The organism is Sulfuricurvum sp. (genome assembly GCF_028681615.1).
In the GTDB taxonomy this organism is placed as follows: domain Bacteria; phylum Campylobacterota; class Campylobacteria; order Campylobacterales; family Sulfurimonadaceae; genus Sulfuricurvum.
Window position 1 is genome coordinate 14861 of record NZ_JAQUHV010000017.1, and the last position, 22349, is coordinate 37209.

General features: G+C 43.2%; 25 protein-coding genes and 1 other RNA gene. 6 read left to right on the forward strand and 20 right to left on the reverse strand.

Going from position 1 to position 22349, the window contains the following annotated elements; translation table 11 throughout:
- Positions 1-58 precede the first annotated feature (58 nt).
- The 16 genes from PHE37_RS12015 to PHE37_RS12090 all read right to left on the reverse strand — a co-directional run bounded on the left by PHE37_RS12015 (position 59) and on the right by PHE37_RS12090 (position 14121).
- Positions 59-1273, reverse strand: a complete 1215-nt coding sequence (locus PHE37_RS12015; RefSeq protein WP_299994792.1) for a hypothetical protein — start codon at positions 1271-1273, stop codon at positions 59-61.
- A complete protein-coding gene (locus PHE37_RS12020) occupies positions 1263-1910 on the reverse strand; it encodes a response regulator transcription factor (protein WP_299994793.1) in 648 nt (215 codons plus the stop codon). Before PHE37_RS12020 ends, PHE37_RS12015 begins: the two co-directional genes overlap by 11 nt.
- The gene (locus PHE37_RS12025; protein WP_299994795.1) at positions 1911-2198 is read right to left on the reverse strand and encodes a DUF3240 family protein; all 288 of its coding nucleotides are present in this window, start codon (positions 2196-2198) and stop codon (positions 1911-1913) included.
- Entirely contained in the window at positions 2198-5254 is a 3057-nt protein-coding gene (locus tag PHE37_RS12030; RefSeq protein ID WP_299994797.1) for an efflux RND transporter permease subunit, read from the reverse strand. The genes PHE37_RS12025 and PHE37_RS12030 overlap by 1 nt, the downstream gene beginning before the upstream one ends.
- Complete coding sequence (locus tag PHE37_RS12035; RefSeq protein WP_299994799.1) at positions 5254-6303, reverse strand: efflux RND transporter periplasmic adaptor subunit; 1050 nt, start codon at positions 6301-6303, stop codon at positions 5254-5256. The genes PHE37_RS12030 and PHE37_RS12035 overlap by 1 nt, the downstream gene beginning before the upstream one ends.
- Entirely contained in the window at positions 6303-7487 is a 1185-nt protein-coding gene (locus PHE37_RS12040) for a TolC family protein (RefSeq protein ID WP_299994801.1), read from the reverse strand. Before PHE37_RS12040 ends, PHE37_RS12035 begins: the two co-directional genes overlap by 1 nt.
- On the reverse strand, positions 7484-7843 hold the full coding sequence (locus tag PHE37_RS12045) for a PepSY domain-containing protein (protein ID WP_299994803.1): 360 nt from the start codon (positions 7841-7843) through the stop codon (positions 7484-7486). The genes PHE37_RS12040 and PHE37_RS12045 overlap by 4 nt, the downstream gene beginning before the upstream one ends.
- Before the next feature lie 262 nt (positions 7844-8105).
- Positions 8106-9152 carry a HipA domain-containing protein gene (locus PHE37_RS12050; RefSeq protein WP_299994804.1) on the reverse strand — a complete coding sequence of 349 codons (1047 nt, stop codon included), beginning with the start codon at positions 9150-9152 and terminating at the stop codon, positions 8106-8108.
- A complete protein-coding gene (locus PHE37_RS12055; RefSeq protein WP_299994807.1) occupies positions 9149-9544 on the reverse strand; it encodes a HipA N-terminal domain-containing protein in 396 nt (131 codons plus the stop codon). The genes PHE37_RS12050 and PHE37_RS12055 overlap by 4 nt, the downstream gene beginning before the upstream one ends.
- A 10-nt stretch (positions 9545-9554) precedes the next feature.
- Positions 9555-9779, reverse strand: coding sequence for a helix-turn-helix domain-containing protein (locus PHE37_RS12060; RefSeq protein WP_299994809.1), 225 nt, complete (start codon positions 9777-9779; stop codon positions 9555-9557).
- A gap of 645 nt (positions 9780-10424) precedes the next feature.
- Positions 10425-10799, reverse strand: a complete 375-nt coding sequence (locus tag PHE37_RS12065; RefSeq protein WP_299994811.1) for a helix-turn-helix domain-containing protein — start codon at positions 10797-10799, stop codon at positions 10425-10427.
- A 382-nt stretch (positions 10800-11181) separates the two neighbouring features.
- Positions 11182-11457 carry a hypothetical protein gene (locus PHE37_RS12070; RefSeq protein ID WP_299994813.1) on the reverse strand — a complete coding sequence of 92 codons (276 nt, stop codon included), beginning with the start codon at positions 11455-11457 and terminating at the stop codon, positions 11182-11184.
- A 148-nt stretch (positions 11458-11605) separates the two neighbouring features.
- Positions 11606-11977, reverse strand: a transfer-messenger RNA (tmRNA) gene (gene ssrA / locus PHE37_RS12075).
- 68 nt (positions 11978-12045) lie between these two features.
- Positions 12046-12951 (reverse strand): DUF3943 domain-containing protein, encoded by a 906-nt coding sequence (locus PHE37_RS12080; RefSeq protein ID WP_299994814.1) that lies wholly within the window; start codon positions 12949-12951, stop codon positions 12046-12048.
- Between the two features lie 28 nt (positions 12952-12979).
- The gene (trpA, locus tag PHE37_RS12085; RefSeq protein WP_299994816.1) at positions 12980-13720 is read right to left on the reverse strand and encodes a tryptophan synthase subunit alpha; all 741 of its coding nucleotides are present in this window, start codon (positions 13718-13720) and stop codon (positions 12980-12982) included.
- Positions 13717-14121, reverse strand: a complete 405-nt coding sequence (locus PHE37_RS12090; protein ID WP_299994818.1) for an Hpt domain-containing protein — start codon at positions 14119-14121, stop codon at positions 13717-13719. The genes trpA and PHE37_RS12090 overlap by 4 nt, the downstream gene beginning before the upstream one ends.
- 135 nt (positions 14122-14256) lie before the next feature.
- On the opposite strand from PHE37_RS12090, the gene panB reads away from it, so the two are divergent.
- The 6 genes from panB to PHE37_RS12120 all read left to right on the forward strand — a co-directional run bounded on the left by panB (position 14257) and on the right by PHE37_RS12120 (position 19422).
- Positions 14257-15045 (forward strand): 3-methyl-2-oxobutanoate hydroxymethyltransferase, encoded by a 789-nt coding sequence (gene panB, locus PHE37_RS12095; RefSeq protein WP_299994820.1) that lies wholly within the window; start codon positions 14257-14259, stop codon positions 15043-15045.
- 11 nt (positions 15046-15056) lie between these two features.
- On the forward strand, positions 15057-16064 hold the full coding sequence (gene ruvB, locus PHE37_RS12100) for a Holliday junction branch migration DNA helicase RuvB (protein WP_299994822.1): 1008 nt from the start codon (positions 15057-15059) through the stop codon (positions 16062-16064).
- On the forward strand, positions 16061-17107 hold the full coding sequence (locus tag PHE37_RS12105) for an AI-2E family transporter (RefSeq protein ID WP_299994823.1): 1047 nt from the start codon (positions 16061-16063) through the stop codon (positions 17105-17107). The genes ruvB and PHE37_RS12105 overlap by 4 nt, the downstream gene beginning before the upstream one ends.
- Positions 17108-17188: 81 nt before the next feature.
- A complete protein-coding gene (locus PHE37_RS12110) occupies positions 17189-17548 on the forward strand; it encodes a hypothetical protein (protein WP_299994825.1) in 360 nt (119 codons plus the stop codon).
- A 9-nt stretch (positions 17549-17557) separates the two neighbouring features.
- Positions 17558-18220: a response regulator transcription factor gene (locus tag PHE37_RS12115; RefSeq protein ID WP_299994827.1), complete on the forward strand. Its 663-nt coding sequence runs from the start codon at positions 17558-17560 to the stop codon at positions 18218-18220.
- Complete coding sequence (locus PHE37_RS12120) at positions 18217-19422, forward strand: ArsS family sensor histidine kinase (RefSeq protein WP_299994830.1); 1206 nt, start codon at positions 18217-18219, stop codon at positions 19420-19422. Before PHE37_RS12115 ends, PHE37_RS12120 begins: the two co-directional genes overlap by 4 nt.
- Here the strand turns inward: PHE37_RS12120 and lgt are convergent.
- Genes lgt through PHE37_RS12140 form a run of 4 tightly spaced genes read right to left on the reverse strand, consistent with a single transcriptional unit; the run spans position 19412 to position 22345 of the window.
- Positions 19412-20230, reverse strand: a complete 819-nt coding sequence (gene lgt, locus PHE37_RS12125; protein ID WP_299994833.1) for a prolipoprotein diacylglyceryl transferase — start codon at positions 20228-20230, stop codon at positions 19412-19414. The two genes, PHE37_RS12120 and lgt, sit on opposite strands and share 11 nt — an antisense overlap.
- Positions 20231-20239: 9 nt before the next feature.
- Complete coding sequence (locus PHE37_RS12130; protein ID WP_299994834.1) at positions 20240-20575, reverse strand: DsrE family protein; 336 nt, start codon at positions 20573-20575, stop codon at positions 20240-20242.
- The gene (locus tag PHE37_RS12135) at positions 20568-21065 is read right to left on the reverse strand and encodes a pyridoxamine 5'-phosphate oxidase family protein (RefSeq protein WP_299994836.1); all 498 of its coding nucleotides are present in this window, start codon (positions 21063-21065) and stop codon (positions 20568-20570) included. The genes PHE37_RS12130 and PHE37_RS12135 overlap by 8 nt, the downstream gene beginning before the upstream one ends.
- Positions 21062-22345 carry a (Fe-S)-binding protein gene (locus PHE37_RS12140; RefSeq protein WP_299994838.1) on the reverse strand — a complete coding sequence of 428 codons (1284 nt, stop codon included), beginning with the start codon at positions 22343-22345 and terminating at the stop codon, positions 21062-21064. The genes PHE37_RS12135 and PHE37_RS12140 overlap by 4 nt, the downstream gene beginning before the upstream one ends.
- Between the last annotated feature and the right edge of the window lie 4 nt (positions 22346-22349).

A 22349-nucleotide genomic window follows, 5' to 3' on the forward strand; every position in this document is an offset into this window, starting at 1 on the left:
GTCTAGATTGGTAAACAAAATGTTATAGAGTACCAGCTCTATATGTTTTCAACATGATTTAGCGAGAATTAAATACGAGTTCAATACGGAAATATTCATCATCTTGTTTGATACTATACTCAAAGCCGATTTCATGACTTAAACGTTTTAGGATCTTTTCCCCTATCTTGGAACTGAATAAGTACTTCTCATTGCCTATTTGGTTGCCTATCCAAAGCGTCCTTTCTCGTGGATTGCATCCGATCTCCACCGCAGTATTCTCTTTTGCATAGGTGATCGCATTTTCCAGCAAGGCACTTAAGACTTTAAACAGCAATTTCTCCGAAACGACAACGCTAAATGATTCATTCGGAAGTTTTAACCTCAACCCTTTTCGTTGGATCAAAATAGCCATTTTATGTTCAAGGGTTTTTAATATCTGTATGATTTCAATACTGTGTGCTTCTTCAAAATCCGAACTTTCAAGAAAAAGGACATTTTTAAGCTCTCGTGTCAGTCTTTCTATATCGTGTCCGAGATCGACAATAAATTTGTCTTTATCATAATGGGCACTGTTTTCATAAACATCCAGCCGCGACCTCATCAGCGCCAAAGGTGTTTTAAGTTCATGTGCGGCTTCTTTAAATAACTCAGCCTCTTTTTGGCGGTATCCTTCCAATCGTCTGACTAAAGCATCGAAAGCACTCGACACCTCTTTAATCTCGGAAGAAGCGTCATTCAAAACAAGATCGAATGGGCTTTCTCGTTTCCACGTTCTCGTTTTAGCTGCCAATAATTCCAATGGTTTCATGTAAAAATCTAGGGTAAAAATAATAATGAATAACACGATGAGTAACGAGACGATATAGCGTAACAGTAATTTTTGACAATACTTATGGGTATTAGTGTCTATTTTTTTGTAATCACTGATAGCATTTATATAATAGTTATTGGAGAGTTTTATAGATGAGACAATCAGGGTATCGTTTGTTCTATGCGGATTGGTTGAGATAACAAAACGGAGTCCATTCACTTCCGAATCACTTAGAATCATTTTGTTATGCGGAATCGTATACAGAAAGCTTACGTCACTGGATGGATTTAAAAGAGTCGTAATATATTCATCCGTACTTTCAATGAGAACATGTTTGAGCACATGCTCCACATCTTCCACTTTTTGAATATAGATCGTTTTGATTGCGATGTATAAGTTTATTGTAAATGCTATTGCAAGCCCTATTGTAAAGATAAGGGCAATTTTAAATTTTAGAGACTTTGCCCATTTAAACTGCAATGAGATATCCTCGTGTTTTTATGGTTTTAATAATACCGGGATGAAGCTTGCGGCGTATCCGTCCGATCAGCTCATCAATCGCATTTGAGGTGATATTCTGAGGATTATCATAAAGGGCGTCCATAATTTCATCACGGGAAGCGATGTTGCCCCGCTCTAAAAGATAAAAAAATAATTTTTGCTCATTACTGCTGAGGAGAATTTCATTCCCCGCTTTTTTGATTGTTTTAGAATTCGTATCGATTTCAATGTCTTCAAAGTTTTTTACTTTGGGTACATAACGACGGGACAAAGCAGCCAAACGCGCCCGCAGCTCTTTAATATCGAACGGTTTTTCCAGATAATCATCCGCCCCGTATTCAAGCCCCTGAACTTTTTCATCAATGGTGCCCAATGCACTCAGGACTAAAATTCCCATTGATGGATTTTTAGTTCTGCCGTACGTGATTAATTCTTTTACACGATCTTTTCCATGAAAAGTACGGTCCACAAGAAAAATCCGGTACGAATAGGCATCCAGATACGTTTTGGCATCATTTACATCACTGACCGTGTCAATAATCCACTCTTCATTTTGCAAAGAGAGTTTTAACAATTCAAGGAGCTCAGGCTCATCATCAGCAATGAGTATACGCATCTACAGCTCTTTCACTCCGGTCATGAATATCTTGATCGTTTTATCTTTTAATTCTCTTTTGATAGCGGCAGAGAGAACTAACGCTTCGGTATCATGAAGGAAAAGACGAAACAGTCCAAAATCTCTCCTCGCACTGACTTGTTCCTCGGCACTTATCAGAAAAGCTCCGGCGCTGTAGCGTTTGCAAGAGAAAAAGTAGAAATCATCATATCCTTCTTCCAATAATAAATCAACCAATGTATCTTTATTGGCGATTTCGAAGTAAATATCCATACTTGTCATATTCATCACTGACCCTTTTTATAAATCATTTTAAACGCAGGCGGCAAAATGAGAAGTGTCAGGATCGTCGATGTCACTAATCCGCCCAATACAACGATTGCCAGCGGTTTTTGGATCTCACTCCCGACCCCTGAGGCAAACAGCAACGGTAAAAGACCCAAGGCGGCAATGAAGGCCGTCATAAGGACAGGGCGAAGACGTCTGCGCGCCCCCTCCGCAACCGCATCATCAATCGAATAGCCATTGCCTAAAAGGGTATTAAAATAACTGACCATAACAACCCCGTTGAGTACCGCGATTCCGAAAAGTGCGATAAATCCGACCGATGCCGGTACAGAAAGATACTCTCCGCTGAAATACAGTGAAATGATACCGCCGGTCACCGCAAACGGAATGTTGAGCAAAATGAGAGCAGTCGCACTCACAGAACGGAACGTAAAGAAAAGAATCAGGAAGATGACCCCGATACTGATTGGAATGACCGTCATCAACTTCGCCGCAGCGCGTTGCTGATTTTCAAATTGTCCGCCGTATACGATGGTATACCCTTGAGGGAGTTTGATGTTGGCATCGATTTTTTGTTTGGCTTCTTCTACAAATCCGACCAAATCCCGCCCTTCAACATTGGCACGTACGGTACTGTATCGTTTCCCGTTTTCACGATCTACTTTCAAAGCCCCTTCACTGGTTTCAATTTGGGCAACACTTGAAATAGGGACCGAAAATCCGTCACTTAGCGGAAGTTCCAGCGATTTGAACAGTTCCATATCTTGAGAGACTTCACTGTCAAGCCGCATCAACACGGGAATTCGTGTATTATCGATCGAAAGCTCATCGATCGTAACCCCTTCCAAGGCCGTTTTTAGAAACAGTTCGAGTTCAGCCGTATCGACACCGGTCTTGGCCGATTCTGTCCGATTAGGTTTTACGCTGAGATAATTCACCCCTTCGTTAAGGGTTGTAAACACTTCGGACGAACCTTTTATCTTATCAAGCGTATCGGCAATATTTTGACTGAGTTCATTCAGCTTGTCAATGTCGCTTCCATAAATCTTGATCGCCAAATCACCCCGTGAACCCGTTAGCATCTCCGATATCCGCATTTCGATCGGTTGGGTAAAGCTAAAACTGATCCCCGGAAAATTTTTGAGTGACTCTTGAATTTCACTTTTGATCTCTTCTTTATTCTTCGCTTTCCATTCTTTTTGCGGTTTTAACGTAATAAACGTATCGGTTTGATTTAACCCCATAGGATCGAGTCCGAGTTCATCGGATCCGGTTCTCGCAACGATCGTTTTGATTTCTGGAACATGCTCAATCAACGTACGTTGTATGGCCAGATTGAGTTCTTTGGATTTTTCAAGCGAAATAGACGGAGGGGTTTCAATCCCTAAAATAATATCTCCCTCATCCAAAGTCGGCATAAAGCTTTTCCCTACAAATGCAAACAGGGTAAAGCTGATAATCAAGAAAGCGACCGCTCCGGTAAAAAGGACTTTTGTACGGGTCAATGCAAATTTTAGCATCGGTTCATACAGACGCGCAAAGAATTTGCCGATAAACGTCTCTTCATGAGGGGTACTCTTTAAAATCAAAGAACTTACAACCGGAATGAGCGTTAACGATAGAAGAAGCGAACCGAACAGTGCGAAAACGATGGTCAGTGCTACCGGAGCAAATAATTTCCCTTCCAGCCCTTCCAATGTCAATAACGGCAAAAAGACGACCGCAATGATCAAAATACCGCTGAATACGGCAGTACTCACCTCTTTGGTCGCTCGATAAACTTGATGCAATTTTGGAAGTGACGTATCATTTTCACTGAGTTTGGCAAACGCATTTTCAACAACTACGACCGCGGAATCGACCAGCATACCGATCGCGATTGCCAACCCTCCCAAACTCATCAGATTGGCGCTCAAACCAAAATATCTCATCATTAAAAACGCAATCGCGATTGAAAACGGCAAGATGACACTCACGGCGATTGCCGCACGAACATCTCCCAAAAAGACCATGAGAAGAACAATAACCAATACGATGGCTTCCACCAACGCTTTGGAAACCGTACCGACCGCCTTCTCAATCAGATTGCTCCGGTCATAAAAAGGGACGATGCTCACACCTGCGGGAAGCATCGGTTTCAGTTGTTCGAGCCGTTCTTTGATCTGTGAAATCGTCTCTTGGGCATTTGCCCCTTTAAGCGTCAAAACCAGACCTTCCGTCGCTTCTCCGACACCGTCTTTGGTAACAAATCCCAATCGCGTTCTCGAATCGTCCCGAACTTCACAAAAATCGCCGACACGGATCGGTCCGTTATTGGAATGGATCGTGATGTTGGCTATTTCACTCGCATCTTTGACACCGCTTTGAACTTTAACCAGATAGCTCTCTTCGTTTGCGTCAACCCGTCCCGCCCCGTCGTTTTTCAGATTTTTTTCCAATGTGTCCTGCAGGGTGCTCAGAGGTATCCCCAGATGACGCATTGCCGTATAATCAGGCTGTACGACAATAGCCCGTGCTTCCCCGCCTAGCGAATTGACATCGGCTACCCCTTTGGCGCCCCGCAATACCGGACGAATGACAAAGTCCAGCAATTCACGTTTCTCTTTTGGGCTTATATTTCCTTCAATCGTAAACATAAATGCTTCGCCAAGCGGTGTAGTAATAGGGGCCATTCCCCCTTCCACCCCTTTTGGGAGTGTCGGCAAAAGCGATGCAAGTTTTTCAGAAACTTGATTACGTGCCCGATAAATATCCGTACCGTCGTTAAAATCGATCGTTATGTCGGCAATCGCATATTTTGACGTACTCTTGAGAAGCTTCTCATTTTCCAATCCCAGCAATTCTGCTTCCAACGGTTTAACAACACGGTTTTCAACCTCTTCAGGGGTCATTCCGGGTGCTTTCAAAATGATTTTCACCTGTGTCGATGAAATGTCCGGAAAAGCATCAATCGGTATTTTATAAAACGAATAGACCCCATACCCAAACAGGGCCAGGGAGAGGAGGATGACGATGAGCCGCTGCTTGAGAGAAAATTCAATAATAGAGTTCAGCATTATTCAAATCCCAATCCGCTCAAGGCACCTTTTAGGGTAATGATCCCGTCGCTCGCAACTTTGGTTGCAGAGTCCAATCCCTCAGGTTTCACCGCGATATAATCTTTATAAATCTTCTGAATCTGTATGATTTGTGGTTTAAATCCCGTCGGCGTTTGGATAAAACAGATGTCGTTTTTCTTGTATTTTGTCACAGACGAACGCGGCAGCAATATCCATTTATCGGTTTGCGTTGACGCAATATAAAACTCACCCGAAGTCCCTGCACGGTTATTATTGTTGGCCTTCAAGACAGCAACAGCGGTCGCAGAATTGCTCATGACATCCACAGCGGAAGAGACTGCCGTGATTTTTCCGGCTTCCGCACCTGTTTTATCCATAACCAGCGCACCTTTATGGATGCTTCCGATCATTTTAGGAGGGATTTTGATAAACGCACTGAGGGCATCTGCGCTGGCAATTTTCAGATAAGGGACAAACGGTTCAATCTTTTCTCCGGCTTTGAGCGGAGCATGCGCCAATATGCCGTTTTGGCGGGCTCGGATCGTGAACATCATCCCGTTTTTCGGTTGAATATCGGCACCTGCGAAAACAAACCGGTTTTCGATCTCGGCGACTTTGGATTTCAGACTCATAACTTCAAGACTGCTTTTTTGCGATTCACGCAAAGATATGGCTCCGTCTTTGTAGAGGGTATCATCTTTTTTTGCATACTCTTGAGCCAATTTAAGGCGATTTCGAAGATCGTTGAGTTCATAGCTGCTTGAGAGCAATTCTGAAGAGGCAATAGTACAGATGACTTCCCCTTTTTTCACGGTGTCCCCGGTTTGTTTCATCAGCTCCGCCACCGTAGCTTCACCGCTTAGCGTATAGCTTCTCGCACCCTTGTCACTGTAATCAAATGTTCCGATAAACGGCCCCATGGCTTCCGATTTGATCATTCGTACCTGTTCTACCGCAATCCCCATTTTTTTCATCTGAGCTTCGCTCATTGTGATTTGTGCCATCAACGCCGTAGCGCTTAACAGAATCAATAAACTTTTTTTCATTACCAGATCCCCCCTAGTTTTTCTTCGATTGCAGACATTTCTTCAATGTAGTTTTGTTTGACTTGTAGCGTGCGTAAGCGTGCATCATAGTAAGCGTTTTTGGAAGCGAGATATTCAAATTGGCCTATTACGCCCCCTTCATACCCTTTTTGCGCTATTGTAAAGAGAGTTTCGTAACTGTTTTCGTTTTCGCTCAAAACCTTGATTCTCTCTTCACGCTCTTGCAAATGTTCCACCAACCCGCGAACACTGATGTGAAGTTTTTGTTTGCTTACTTCCCGCATATGGACCAAAGCACTTCGTTCGCTCATCAATGCGGCAATTTTCTTCTCATTTTTGCTGCTGAGCGCCAGCGGCACGGTAAGACGGAAATCAAGACTGTTCTGTGTAGGTTCCTGTGTCATCCCCACCCCAAATGAGACGGATTCGACTGTAGAGTGGCGCAGTGTGGCAATCTTGGCATCTATCGCTTCAATCCGGGCAGTCAAAGATTTCAACAACGGTGCATTGTTGATACGATCCTCCAATGCAGCGGTTTTAATAAATTCAAAATTCATATCATCGACGATCACGTTTTCCTGCGACATAACCGATTCTTTGAGATAATGCTGTGCATGTTCCGCTTCCATCATTACCGCTGCTACTTCTTGAAGGGTATTTTTGTATTCGCTTTCCAAACGCAAAAGTTCCATCTGCGACAATCGGCCGGCTTTGAATTTCTTTTCTCCTACTTGAAAAGCTTTATACGAAAAATCACGTTTTTGCGTTAGAACCGCATTTCTTTCCTGCTCCAGCTGATACATCAACCAAGAGCGTTTCAATGCTACTTGTATCTGCCCTTTTTGAACCGACATCTCATATTCGGTCCCTTTTTTTTGGAGTTCAAACTCATAGGCTTGTGCCGATCTGAGAGAGGGCATTTTCATCGTATAATCGACCATCACCCCATATTGCTGACCACTATCAGAAGGGACATTCGCATTTATTTTTCGTCCGGACGTCTCGATGCTCAAAGGTTCCCCTGCCATCGCGGCATCCTTTTCAAATCCGATCGCATCCATACGCCCGTGAGACTGGATAAGATCCCCCGAAACCGTATACGCTTGTTCAGAGAGGTCATGAAAACTGATTGCATGCCCTAAAAACGGTATTAAAATAGCACTATATGCCCATGACATTTTCATTGTAGCGGCTCCATTTTTAAAATCGACCCGTTAGCAGGATCGACATAAAGTTTGATATCTTTTGCAGTGGCATCGGTAGCATAGACTTGATACACCAATTCAGAAGCGATGTCTCGCAGTTTGACACCGCGGACACCATACCCTTCATCTGAGAGATGCTTGCGGATATCCTCTTCATTCATAGGTGCCATTGATTTATAATACTGGTTTTCTTGCATACTTTTAACTAAATGGTTTCTGTGATTTCCAAAAGTATATTTCATATGTTCTTGTGTCGGAATAGTGACCGATGAACCCATTGCGCCATAAAGGGACAAGGAAAGAAATGTCAAACAGATAAAGAAAATACGTTTCACCATTTATCCTTTTTATAAAAATATAATGGGATTCTATAGGATCAACATGAGAAAATCTTGAGAATGCTGTGGAAATGTATTAAAGACCCTAATAGATTATAGGCCAACAATCATTATTTTTCAACCTGTTGGAAATGGAGTGAGAGGTTAGGGAAGGTTGGTGGAGGCGTCCTCTATCAAACAAAAGCCAAAATATGATATTTTTAAGACTATATAAGAAATAAACTACATTAAAAACTACATTAATGTAAAATTCATTTTTTTAAACCATTCTCAGAAAATCATCCGCTAATGGTTTTAATATTGATTCAAACTCAAACCCAGGTTCTTTCATTGTATATGCTAATCCATTTTTGAGTCTGTTATGAAAGTTTTTCAAATAAGCTTCTTTACCATTATCAGTCATAAAAGAATTTTCAATCATCTGTTCAGCTTTACTAGCTGAAGAAAAAATAAGCTTATATATCTTTATCATACGCGATGATGGTATTTTAAATAAATGAGCAAAAGCTTCAAAATCTTCTAACGAATAAAATCCAAGTGCACCATATGATTTTGTTTCATAAGACTCAAATAATTCCAATCCCATAACTCCAAACATTTCATGGATATGATACCCACTAAAGAGAAGATCATAATTTGGTGTTAAAGTATAGTCACTTCTTCCCTCTGGACGATAAAGTGAAAAATTTTTCAGGTGAGCATCTCCATTACCTATAAGATAATTCAAAATTATCCGCAGATATAAATCTTCGATGCTCATAGAGCTTGTTGCAACTACGTTTTGTATTGCTGAGGCAATTGCTTCATAACTTGAATCATATTTATAGTTCTGTCCATCTGTTTCTTCACTCATACCGATAATTGAAGCAAAATCTTCTTGATCCAGCTTGCTCCCATCTTTTGCATAATCAAACCGTTTTACCAAATAAGCCATATCTCCATTTCTAAAATGCACTATTGCATTCGCGGCTGTTGGAATCTTAAATATCTGTTTCGACAACTGCATACTTAAGTGCTCATTTGCAACAATATCTTCTGAATGTTGAAGTTGTGTAGCAGGCACTGGCTTTAGAATATATGTTCCATTCTTATCCGTTGGAAGTAGATCATTACCTTCTAATTTGAGAGAAATTTTATCTTGTACCCCAGATATAGAAATGCGTGGTGCCTGAGATTGTCGGTATTCATAAAACTCTTTAATATCAAAATTAAGTTGATTAATATTCCTTCCATTGAAAAGTTCCGCTTTGCACTTTGTGCAATACGTTCCAGTATTAATTGGTTTAAAACATCCATAACATTTCATGCTTGATCTCCTTTCTCATCAGAATGTACTGTAAACCTATTTAGCAGCTTACTAATTTTGGTATCTCTATACACCGTTACATCTTTAACTGTAATCGAACCGATTGTATTATTTTCAGTCGTTTTCAATAAACGAGTAAAAAGATCACTCTCATCAATACGTAATTCCCGACACTGAATTATTTTACTACTTCCCTCTGCTAACATATTTGCAAAAAATGGAAAAAGAACCGGTGATGTATAAGTTTCTAATCTCAAAGGAAAACGAACCGAAATAGGAAGAGCTCTTGGATCATCTAAATAATCTTTTTTGTATTCAAATTGATAACCATCAAGTCCCTTTGAAATAGTTCCTATCAATCTTTCATTCCGATAAACTTCACCTTTTTGCATTTAAGCGATCCTATACCTTCTCTTTGATTTTTATTACTACTTCTAGACCAAGAACATCCAGTATTTTTTCAAGTTTAAGTAGTGATATATTTGCTTTACCATTCTCCAATGTTGAAAGAGTTGTAATACTTACATCAGCATAGGCACAAACAGATTCTTGTTCCATTTTAATTTCTATGCGTCGTTTAACAACTGCATCGCCTATATAAGAACGAATACCTTTCTTCACTTCCACTTTGGGCTCCAAATATTAATATATTGAAAGTATAACCATTTTTTAGCACAAAATTGATTACATTAGGCCATTAATTACAATATATTAATAGTATATGGATTCCTATCAACATTTAATCTTAATGCTTCCTTAGTAAAAACTATTGACCGATATTTTAGAAAAGTGTATTTTTTTTTCATCAATGTCTTTAAATTAAGTATTAATATGTTGTAAGTAAGGCCACTTTATATATTAAATATACTCAAAATAGATCGATACTTACAATATATTAATAGTGTTTGGGTACATAGAATTTTATTTACTTAATAATTCCTTAGCCAATAACCTATTCGAGATACATGTATCGACATTTTTGCGATAAGAAAAGTGGGCGCATAATTAATTTTTCTAGCTCAACAAGAGCTTTCTAGAACACTATTTTTAATGACAACTCTTTTTCGTTTCATTACATGGTGTCAAGCGATATTTAAAAATGACCATCTGCGCCGGATAAAAATAGAAAAGTTAGAGGACATGGATTAGTAGTATTACCGAAGGATAATTGACCCCCGCTACGCAGTACATCAATTCTGAAAAATAGTATACACCAAAATCTATACATGATTCATAAAAATCTCTCTGTACATTCTTTCAACTAAAAAAGTACTATGCCCATACTCGAGATTTTGGCATTTTAGCAATCATCGCTTTAGCTTGAATAAGCATCTTTTTTTGTGCTTCAATGCTTGGAGTTTGGTTTTCGAGAGCAGACGTTTTTACGACACGGTTCACAATCTCTTGCGCTTTTTTCTCGATTTGTGCTTGGTATAAAGCTTTAGGTGATTGTTTTGGTTTGATGGCGATTTCGCATCCCAAAGCAACCGCGATTTTATCGAGGGTATCAAGCGAAATATCATGTCCCGAGAACGCACGTTTGACAGTCGCTATACCGACACCGGCACGAGAAGCGATAGCCTCATAGGGAATTGCTAATGCCTCTTTTTGTTTTTTGAGTTCAGAGAGTATTAATGATTTAAACATGGTAGCTTCTTTTAGTATCATATCTAATACTTAATATTTTACATAATGTATCATATATGATACTTTTTGTCAAGACGAATTATAACTAAAAAAAGTGTTTGTCTTATTTTGCTCCTCTTTCGTATTTATTACTAACATCCTTTTCATATTCTGCAATAAACTTATTTGGTACCTCGATATGTATGTGGGTATAGTCATGATCATCTCCACTAAGAAAAATAGCAAATATAGTCAAAAGGATAAGATAGACGATCTTGAGTTTCATACCAAAATAATTGTGCATTGTATTATTTCCTGATTGTAATTTTTAGTTTTGTGAATGCCGAATATGGCAAAACATAAAAAAGGTTTATCGATTTCTAAAAATTAGAATAGGTATAAATTAAGGGCGTGCAGTGAGGGTTTTGTAATAGGTGGTTTGTGTGAGGATATTTTCTGTGATGAAGTGAATGTTAGGATTGAATTGATTGACGTTCGCAAGAACTTTTATTACAATCGCTTTGATCTTTTTATGCAATTGAAGTGTTGGTTTTTTTGCCTTCGCTTCGTTTATAGACTGTTTGTCCGCACGGCTAAGACAATATGGCTTTGCATGAATGTATTTTTCTAAGTGATTGAGCATATTTTCTAAAATTGCTTCACTTATAACAATTTCCATTTAATCTCTCCCGCTTGTGAATTTCATTGATTTGCAATCAACTTGTCAACATTATAGCTCAAACCTATTACGCAACACAAATCACATTTCATAGTACCTATTTATTGCAATTAGAATCAAATATTGATTGATATTTTCAGAGAGAATTTGGTGGAGGCGTCCGGGATTGAACCGGAGTCCTAAACCAAGAGAGTAAAGGCGTCTACATGCTTAGTAACGTTGTTTGTTTTTCAGATGACTATCACACAACGTGCAAAGCTACATCATCCAATTCTCTAAATTCGTTCCTGTCCGAGACATTCCAAGAATATAGCTATCACAGGGGTTATACGCCAAGCCCTTCCGGTTATAGCATAGGAAGGTAGCGCAGTCCTAAATTAAGTTAAACTTACGCTACAGCGTAAGCAGGACGGTAATTAGTGTTGTTTGCGTTTAAGCAATTGTGAGCCGTATAACGGAGCTGCTCAGTCCGGCGATGCAACCAAAACCTTCTTGATCCAGTCGAAGCCATGTCGCCCCCTCGTGGATAACCGAAGTTATAAACGTATTATACCCAAAGCCATGTAAATGCAAAGACGGTTTTCCATACTACTGAATGGTGATAATAAAACCGTATTCGCGCTCTTTAAAATGCAAAGAATCTTCTATCGGGACATCGGAATTGTACGGTGGGATTTTAGCCAGCGGGTAGGTTTGGATACTCATCGTCACATCGGCGTCGAAGTTGAGTCTTTTCAGAGTATTTCCGATCCCGTAGGCGATATTCCCCAACGGATCGAGAATAAAATAGCTCATATCCCCCAGCGTTTTTGATCCGAGAACCACCCCTCCCTCTTGATCCAGTTTTTTCTGGAGGGTAAACATCTGTTCTCCCAAAATCGACCCCAGCAAAGGGGTAAAAATGAGATCCTGAATCGAGGGGACTTCGGCAAAACTCTCATACCCGTATTCCCAGAAAAAGGTAGACATCAGCGCTGAAAAAGCGGCAGATTCCCCCATCGACATCCCGTCGTTTCGAGCCAAGGTATAGTAAAACGCACCGGATACCGGATGTCCGATATAGTTGATCATCCAGTTATCATGATCCCAGACGGGGGTCGTCGAGACGTTTTCTTTCCAGCGTTCTCCCAGCGAGCGTTCCTTTAGCTTCTCCGAATTCCAGTTTGTTATGCTATCGGGCAGGATGGCTAAAAAGCCTATCGTCGAAATCATGAGAAACTGGAGAGAAACCGAATCTCCGATCAAATTTTTATATCGGTCAGGAAGTTGATCATTGACATTGATGTATTGGGGGAGATAGTCTTTTTTTTCAGCGTCCTCGGTGAGATGAAACTCTTCGGATTGCGCGAAAACGGGAGATGGCGGTATAGAAAAATCAGAGCGGTACTTTTGTCCGCTTTGGGGAACGTCGTTTTTCTTTAGCGCATCGTATAACGTCTCATCTGCAAAAGCCGTTATCGAGGCAAAGAGTACAAGAAAAATCCAACGGATCATTTATCTGACTGCAAACACTCTACGAATGTTATTCATTTATAAGCGATTTGATCGTGCGGGTGATGTCACAGCATTTGGCGATTTTCTGTGTCGAGCTCAGGGCATCATCCAACAAGACATTCACGATTGCCGAACCGACGATGACACCGTCAGCCCCCTGCACTTTTTCACGAGCCGTTTGTTCATTGACGCCGAATCCGACATAGACAGGGGTAGCCGTGTGTCGTTTGATCATCTCAAGAACCGGAGCCAAATTTTCGGCTTTTCCGCTTCCGGTAATCCCTGCATACGCGACGAGATAGATAAATTTGCGTGCTTCTGCCGTAATTGTCGCGATACGCTCTTCGCCATCGGTCGGAGCGACAAAGGTAATGTTTGCCAATCCTCTGCTCTCGAAAAGCGGGTGATAGGTTTTTGCCTCTTCATACGGGACATCGGGGATAATGAGCCCGTTAACTCCGATGCTTTTCGCCTTATCCAGCAGCGCTTCCATGCCGTATTGGTAAAACGGATTAAAATATCCCATCCATAGGGTATCGATTTTCGGTGCGATGCGCTCAGATATCTCTAAAAGATCGGCAAAACGAAATCCGGCTTCGAGAGCACGCTGGTTTGCCGCTTCGATAACGGGACCGTCTGCAACAGGGTCTGAAAAAGGGACTCCGATTTCGAGTGTATCGACACCATTTTCGCCCAACGCCAAAGCCAGATCAACAGTAAAATTTTTATCGGGATAACCGGCAGTAATATACGCTACGAGTTGTTTCACGCTTTCTCCATATCGGGTAAAATTAAAAGGGAAAAATGGATTTTAGAGAGTTCATTATCCATTTTAAAATCTTCTTGCCACTGCATGAACATATCAGAGACACTGATAAACCATGTGATCGTTTCTTCATTCACAACTTTATCTCGGGCTCTGAGCTGTTCGAGGGCATCTTCGACAAACGTCGACAAACGGACCATCGGTTGAATCTGTAAATAGCCCGATGCCGATTTAATATTATGAAAAATCCGAAACAGTTCTTCGATACTGCGTTGATATCGGTCATTGTTACCTAAATCAATGATTAAAGGCTCCAAGATTTCCATCATCATCGCATAATGATCTAAAAATTCGTCAATGATTTCAAAGTCGAAATTAGCTTCTAGAACGCTCCGAATCCCCATAATAAACTCTCCTATGATGGATGAATTATATCGAGCTTTTTATTAATATCGCATCGTAACCTGCCTAGCAATGCCATAGAGAGCAATTTTTTGGGTAAACTATCCCAATTAATACACATGAGAGTTTAGAGAACAATGAAAAAGCTGACAATCGGTACGATTCTAAAACGCAAAGGTGCTCAGCCGCTCGTAATGATCACGGCATACGATGCTCTTTTCGCCCGACTTTTCACCGAGAGCGCCGATATTCTCCTCGTCGGAGACAGTCTTAACATGAGCTTCGGCGGCAATCCCGACACGCTAAGCATAACGATGGAACAGATGATTTACCATACCAATGCCGTCTGCAAAGGTGCACCGAATACGTTTGTCATTACCGATATGCCGTTTGGAACCTATATCGATGAAGCAACCGCCTTTGCAAACGCCATGCGCGTTTACCGTGAAACTCCGGCCGATGCGGTCAAAATCGAGGGGGGTGCGGATAAGGCCCACCTGGTACACTATCTCACGTCCAACGGAATCGCCGTCTGCGGGCATATCGGACTTTTACCTCAAGCGGTTCGTGCCGAAGGGGGCTACAAAGTCAAAGGAAAAACCGAAGACGAAGCCCTCTCTCTGATCGCCGATGCTCAGGCACTGGAAAAAGCGGGAGCCTTTATCCTCGTCATCGAAGGGGTTAAAGCCGATGTCGCAACACGGGTTGCACAAAGCGTCTCCATCCCCGTTATCGGAATCGGTGCGGGGAACGGCGTGGACGGTCAAGTACTGGTCTTCTCCGATATGCTGGGATTCTATGAGCCATTCGTCCCGAAATTTGTCAAACAGTACATGAACGGGGCGGCAGCCGTCAAAGAAGCGGCAAAAACCTATGCCGATGAAGTCCAAAATCGTTCGTTTCCCGATGAAAATTATATTTATTAGGAAAGCCTAACGTGGAACGCATAGTCGAAATCGAAAAATTTAACGCCGAAGAGGTCACCGAAACCTCGCTGCGCCCGAGTGCATGGGATGATTACATCGGGCAAGAACAGATCAAAAAGAATCTGGGAGTCTTTATCGAAGCGAGCAGCAAACGCCGCGAAGCGCTCGATCATGTCCTCTTTTACGGCCCTCCCGGCTTGGGGAAAACGACCCTCGCCCTCATCATCGCCAACGAGATGGGAAGCAATATCAAAGTCACCGCTGCTCCGATGATCGAGAAAAGCGGTGATCTCGCCGCTATCCTCACTAATCTCGAAGAGGGGGATATCCTCTTTATCGATGAAATCCACCGCCTTTCCCCTGCGGTCGAAGAGATTCTCTACCCCTCGATGGAAGATTTCCGGCTCGACATCATCATCGGAAGCGGTCCTGCGGCACAGACGGTCAAAATCGACCTCCCACGCTTTACCCTCATCGGTGCGACGACGCGTGCGGGGATGCTTTCCAATCCTCTGCGCGACCGTTTCGGGATGAATTTTCGGATGCAATTCTACACTCCGGATGAACTGTGTACCATCATCACTCAAGCAGCGACAAAACTCGGTAAAAATATCGACAAAGATGCCGCCCACGAGATCGCTAAACGCTCCCGCGGGACACCCCGTATCGCGTTGCGGTTGCTAAAGAGGGTGCGCGATTTCGCCGATGTCGCCAACGAGTCGACCATTTTACACGAACGTTCCCGCTATGCCCTCGATCAGCTGGGAATCAATGCCAACGGATTTGACGAAATGGATATACGTCTGCTCAAACTCCTGATGGAAGCCAAAGGACGTGCGATGGGGCTCAGTACGATCGCTGCGGCACTCAGTGAAGATGAAGGGACGATCGAAGATGTCCTCGAACCGTATCTCCTCGCCAACGGATATTTGGAACGGACAGCGCGGGGACGGGTTGCAACCCCGAAAACCTATGAATTACTCAAATTTGGAACTCCTCAACAAGGATTATTTGAATGACAATGAAAAAAGAGTATTTCACTCTGGTACTGTTAGTTGTTGTGTCCTATGCGATGTATCGGTTGTATGAACCGTTTTGGATGAGTATTATCGTCGCATCCCTCCTAGCTATCTCTACGCACCACATCCAGATGGGATTTTTCAAACTTACCAACAGCCGCTTTTGGGCCTCGGCACTCTCTACACTGGTCCTCTCGGCTCTATTTTTTGCCCCGATGGGATACTTTTTATTCCATTTTTCGGTTTTTCTTCAAAACCTCGATCCGGCTTCATTAGAAAAAATCGACGTTCACTTACGCAGTTGGATCGCACATCTTCCCCCTGCACTCTCAAATATCGAAGCCAAAATGGAACTCTCTCTAAGCAAGTTTGATCCCGCATCATTTGCCCAAAACTCACTCGAATATGCGAGCCTGATCGGCGGTTTCGCCATGTCGTTTCTCTCTCGTACCGTCTTTATTTTGGCCTTTTATTTTGTGGCGCTTTATTACGGTAAAGAGATTTTCGAATTTTTTAAACGATCCGCCCATTTTCCGCAGCAAGAGAGTACCCTTATCATATTCGAGATGCGCTCATCCATGAGCGTCGTATTTTATTCGATCCTTGCGACCGCCGTATTTGAAGGAGCCCTCTTCGGAATCGCGGTAGAGTATATGGGATACAACGGATTGTTGTTCGGGATCATGTTCGGATTCGCTTCCCTCATCCCGGTGGTCGGGGGAGCGATTATGTGGCTGCCGTTTACCCTCTTTGAACTCTCGGTCGGGAATACACAAAGTGCTATCTTTATCGCGCTCTATACGATTGTCGTGATCTCAATCATCGCCGATACGTTTATCAAACCGGTCATTATCAAAATCATCAATAAAAAATTGATCAAACCCGAAGATAAAATCAATGAACTCATCATATTTTTTGCCATTATCGCCGGGCTATCGACGTTCGGATTTTGGGGAATGATTATCGGACCGGCAATCACCGTACTGTTCTTGACCCTCATGCGTATCAGCGAAGCTGTCCCTCAAGAAGAAATGATCCATTAATGCTGTTAATAGAGCATTGATTCAGTATTATCATAAAGAGTCTATGATGTTACAGTCAAATACCAACCGACGGAGAAAAAAATGAAAAAAGTTCTAAGTATAGCGCTCATTCTCGGAGCAACCGCACTCATGGCCTGCCCGATGAAAAACGGCGGTATGATGAATGGTCAGGGGATGATGCAAAGATGTGATTGCAATACCTCAAAACTTCCTAGACCGTTTGAAAAATTGGGTCTTAGCGATGATCAAAAAGCCCAAATCCAAAAACTTCGTGAAGAAGCCAAAGAGTTCCATAACCAACAACACGAAAAAATGATGGCGGTACTTACTCCGGAACAACGTAAAACATTTGAAGCCAATATGCCTAAAATGTGCCCGAAACAGATGCCGATGAAAATGCCTCAAGGGCCAATGGGCTGTAAAGCTTGCGATAACAAATAGTCGATTCCCATGGTAAAAATCCTCCTGATTGAAGACGATCTTGAAATATCGGATTTGCTCACACAATATCTGAGCCGTTATCAGATGGAGGTGATCAGTTATGCCCATCCCAAAAGTGCTCTCGCATCGCTGGGAATCGAATCGTACGATCTCGTACTGCTCGATCTTACCCTCCCCGATATCGACGGGCTGGATGTCTGCAAAATGCTCCGTGAACGGAGCGATATTCCCATCATTATCTCCTCGGCCCGGAGTGATTTGGGAGACAAAGTCATCGCACTGGAACTCGGTGCCGACGATTATCTCCCCAAGCCCTATGAGCCGCGCGAACTTGTCGCCCGTATCCAAAGTCTCCTTCGCCGCATCAACGGAAAAACGATTCAGGTGAGCAGTGATACGTTCCGCGTAGATGAAAACGGCATCTATAAAGACGGTGAGCTCCTTCCGCTGACACGTGCCGAATTTGAGCTTCTGGCACTGCTGATAAAACACCGCCGTCAGATCATTTCCCGCGACTTTATCGCCAATAACGTCGAATCGATCGGATGGGAGAGTTCAGAGCGGAGTATCGACGTCCTCATCAGCCGTATTCGCCAAAAAGTCGAAGCCAATCCGAAACATCCTACCCTCATCCGTTCCATTCGAGGAATGGGCTATCAGTTTACTCTATGATTTCACGCCGTCACTCCGTATTTTTCAAACTCCATTTTTTCTTTTTTTTGGCAGTGATCGTTTTACTGCTATTATTTATCTCAGCTCTGAGTGAACAGGAACAACAAAGATTTCACCTCCTTGCCCACCGCTCTATGGAGCTCTCCCGTATCATTGATGAGACCAAAGATCGAACCTGCATGGAACAAAGCGAAGAGCTACAGGAAGCGGGATTTAAAATCATAGATGCGTTAACCCCGAATTGTGAAGCGATTTCTCTTCCACCGCCGATGCGTGCCAAACTACGATCCCGTAATGTGAGCGTCACCATCTACAAAGATAACAAAGGATTAATTTACGCACTGTCACGTGAACACTGTACGATGTATTACCGCGATACGGCCGAGGGGGCAACGTACTATTTCGTCTGGTTCTTGTTTTTTGCCCTCATGGGCGGTTTAGTGAGTATGTATCTGGTACTTTGGAAAAATCTCAAACCGCTCAAACATTTGTATGAGCAGATACAGCGATACGGTGAAGGAGAAGAGATCCTCAATACGCCGAGCAACGGCAAAGATGAAATCGCCCTCATCTCCAACGCCCTGCACAGTGCACTGGAAAAACAAAACAAATTCAAAAAGTCGCGTGAACTTTTTTTACGCAACATCATGCACGAGCTCAAGACTCCAATTATGAAAGGAAAGCTCATCGTAGAGCTCGAAGAACCCAGCCCAAATCGCACCTTGCTCGGCAAGCTCTTCAGCCGCTTGGAACATCTGATCCAACAAATGGCCCATATCGAAAAAATGCACGCCTTTGCTCTGGTCAAAACGCCTATTTCTCTGGACAGCATGATTTACAACGCCATGGACAATCTGATGATTGAAGAAGATATGATTCAGATACACGGCTGCGATCACATTGTTACCGTGGATCCTGCACTCTTCACCAGCGCCTTGCAAAATCTCATTGATAATGCCGTACGGCATGCTACGTCCTACCCGATTGATATCGAATGTGACGGCACAAAAATCTGTATCCGTAATAGCGGTGACCCGCTGAAACGTCCGGTTGAAGAGGCGTTGCAGGCGTTTGTAACGGAGCGTGGAGAAGGCGGATTAGGATTGGGACTCTATATCGCCCAGTCAGTTGCAGATTTACACAACTTTACGTTGAACTACCGCTATGAAGAGGGTGTCCATATATTTTGTATTATCTTTTGATAATACGTCTTTTCATCCAGATCCAGATGATAGCCGATACTGCGGCCATACCTAAACTCAGTGCCATCCCGAGCGTCATCCACTGACCTACGATATAGCCGATCTGCGCATCCGGCGCACGGTAAAATTCCACCAAAGCACGACCGATTCCGTATAAAAATCCGTACAGCAGGATCAGTTCACCTTCAAACGCTTTGCGCTTGCGGTAGGCATAGATAAGAATGAAAACGACAATCCCTTCGACGAATGCCTCATAAAGCTGTGACGGATGACGGAGGGTATCATAAACGTAAATCCCCCACGGTACATCGGTAACGCGTCCGACAAGCTCTTGATTGAGAAAATTTCCGATCCGTCCGAAAACATATCCCAGCGGCACCGATACGGCAACCAAATCCATCAGCCGCCCGAAAGGGATACCGTGTCGGCGGTGATACAGATACGATCCGATCAGAAAACCGAGGATCGCCCCGTGAAAACTCATCCCGCGGATTCCGACGAACTGCCCGTCGACAAACGGGTTAAATATCTGCCACGGATGACTCAGATAATACGAGGTGTGGATATCGTAAAAAAGGATATACCCCAACCGGGCCCCGAGGATGACACCGATTTCGGCATAAATAAAATAATCGTCCAGCTGTTCTTTGGTGATCGCGATGTTATCTTTTTTCACAATCCATTTGGCAATCATCAGTGCCGAGATGAGTGCCAGAACATACATCAACCCGTACCAATGGACGGGAATCGAAAAAATGTTAAAGGCTACCGGATTGAAATGCTCGTAGATATGGTTCCAAAATTCCATTATGTTCCTTTAGAACGTCACGACTTTCCAGTCATTTTTCAGAGCTTCAGTCAAAAATTCTCCCGTGTGAATCGGTTCCACACCCAAAGAGCGAAGCTGCTCGGTCACACCGTAATCGTCGCTGCATACAACACATACGGAAGATGTGACGCCACTATCTACGACCTTGGTAAACATTTCCTGAACTTCAGTATTTTCTGCCAAAAGTTTTGCGGAAGGTCCCCAAATCATAAGATGTGCTTCATCCCAATATCCGCGCGGCAAGACGACACTTCCATAAAGCAATACAAGTTTTTTGGCTACTTCGACCTCACCGCTGCTCCATACGATGAGGAGTTTATCCATTCCCATGCCCTTTTTGATGCTGACCCATGATTTGAGTCTGTACTTCCATGCACTCGTTCAAACGATACGCTTTGCCGAATCCCATGACGACACTGCCGCACTGCGGAGAAAGTTTAAACAGATGAAAATCTCCCATATTCGAGAGGGATGCAACCAAGTCCGGATCGAAATGGGCGCAAAAGCGATCTATCACCTGAGAATATGCCTCATCGTCTCGGTCCAATTCGCTTACGGATGCTTCAATCGTTACCCGTTTACGGGCAAAAGGCTGTACACACTGAGACTCGTCTTCCGCAAAAAGCAAAGAGACCTTTTTCGCCGCCAAAAGGTTCCGTCCGTGTTGAGCTACCGTACTGATAAGGATATAGAAATTATTGTCCATCCGTATATACGGAGCCGTGCTCGCATGCGCTTCGCCCTCGGGAGTAAGAGAAGCCATGACCAGTGTTTGGAATGTCTCTAAAAACGATTCAACTTCGATCGATGTCATTTATCGGCCTTTAGTGCTTCCGCGATCAATTCGATCGGATTTTTAAAGACGACATCGACATTCGCCTCATTCATAGAGTTGTTGATCTGCATTCGGCACGCACTGCACTCAGCCGTAACCACCTGTGCCCCCGTTTTAGCGATCATGGCGGCTTTCGGTCTCCCTACAGCCTGGGCAAAATGGAAATTTTCCGTCTGCATCGTCACACCGCCGAATCCGCAGCAGGCATTCGGATCGCTCATCTCGGTAATCGTGTAATTTTGGGAAACCAAACGGCGAGGCTCTTGATACACCCCCTGCATTTTACGCGCATGACACGGATCGTGATAGGTCACAACCGCGTCACTATGCCCCTTGCTTGCCAGGATCGCCTTGAGATCGGTTTTTTGTTCCAGCCACTCGGTCGCCATAAAGATCTTGCTTTTGAGTTTTTTGGCACGCTCGAGCCATTCAGGCTGATCGTGAAAGAAATGTTCGTAATCGATTTTGATCATCGCGCTGCAAGTCGCTTCCGGGATAATAATCGCTTCGACTTCATCGATGAAACTCTCAAAATATTCAATGTTCTTTTTGGCGTTATGATCGACGGTCGCAAAGTCCCCGGTAAAATAAGCTGGCGCTCCGCAGCAAAGCTGTTTTTTCGGGATAAAAGCATCCACTTCCAAAACGTTCAAAATCTCCAGTAACCCTTTACCGATCTCGGTGTAATTGTAGTTCGCCAGACACCCGATAAAAATGGCAACACGGCGTTTCCCGCCGTTGGGAATATTTTCAGGATAACTGTTCAAAAATGACGTCTTGCCCATCGACGGCAAAAGACGCTCTTTTTTGATGATCGGCAGATTAAACCGCGGCTGCATCGAGTTCAGTTCCGCTTTGATTTTAAACCCGCAGGTTTGAAAGACATACCCGAATTTAAAGAGGATATCCATTAATGTACGATGACGCAGAAGAAAGAAAAATGCCCGTTTAAACCAAGCGATCCCGTATTTATCGGCAAGATCGGCACGAACCTGTTCGATCACCATATCGGTCGGAAGCGCCTTCGGACACACATCGGTACAATTGGTACACAAGAAACAGGTCTCAAAAATCGCTTTGGCGTTTTTGTCCAATTCCAACTGCCCGCGCTGATACGCACCGAGCAGGTCGATAAATCCGCGTGGAGAGGTAACTTCGTCCGCATTGACGTTATGGATGGTACATACCGGAATACATTTCCCGCATTTGATACAGGCATCCGAAGTTTCGGTAAAATTAAAAAGTTCGCGAGGTTCCATTCAG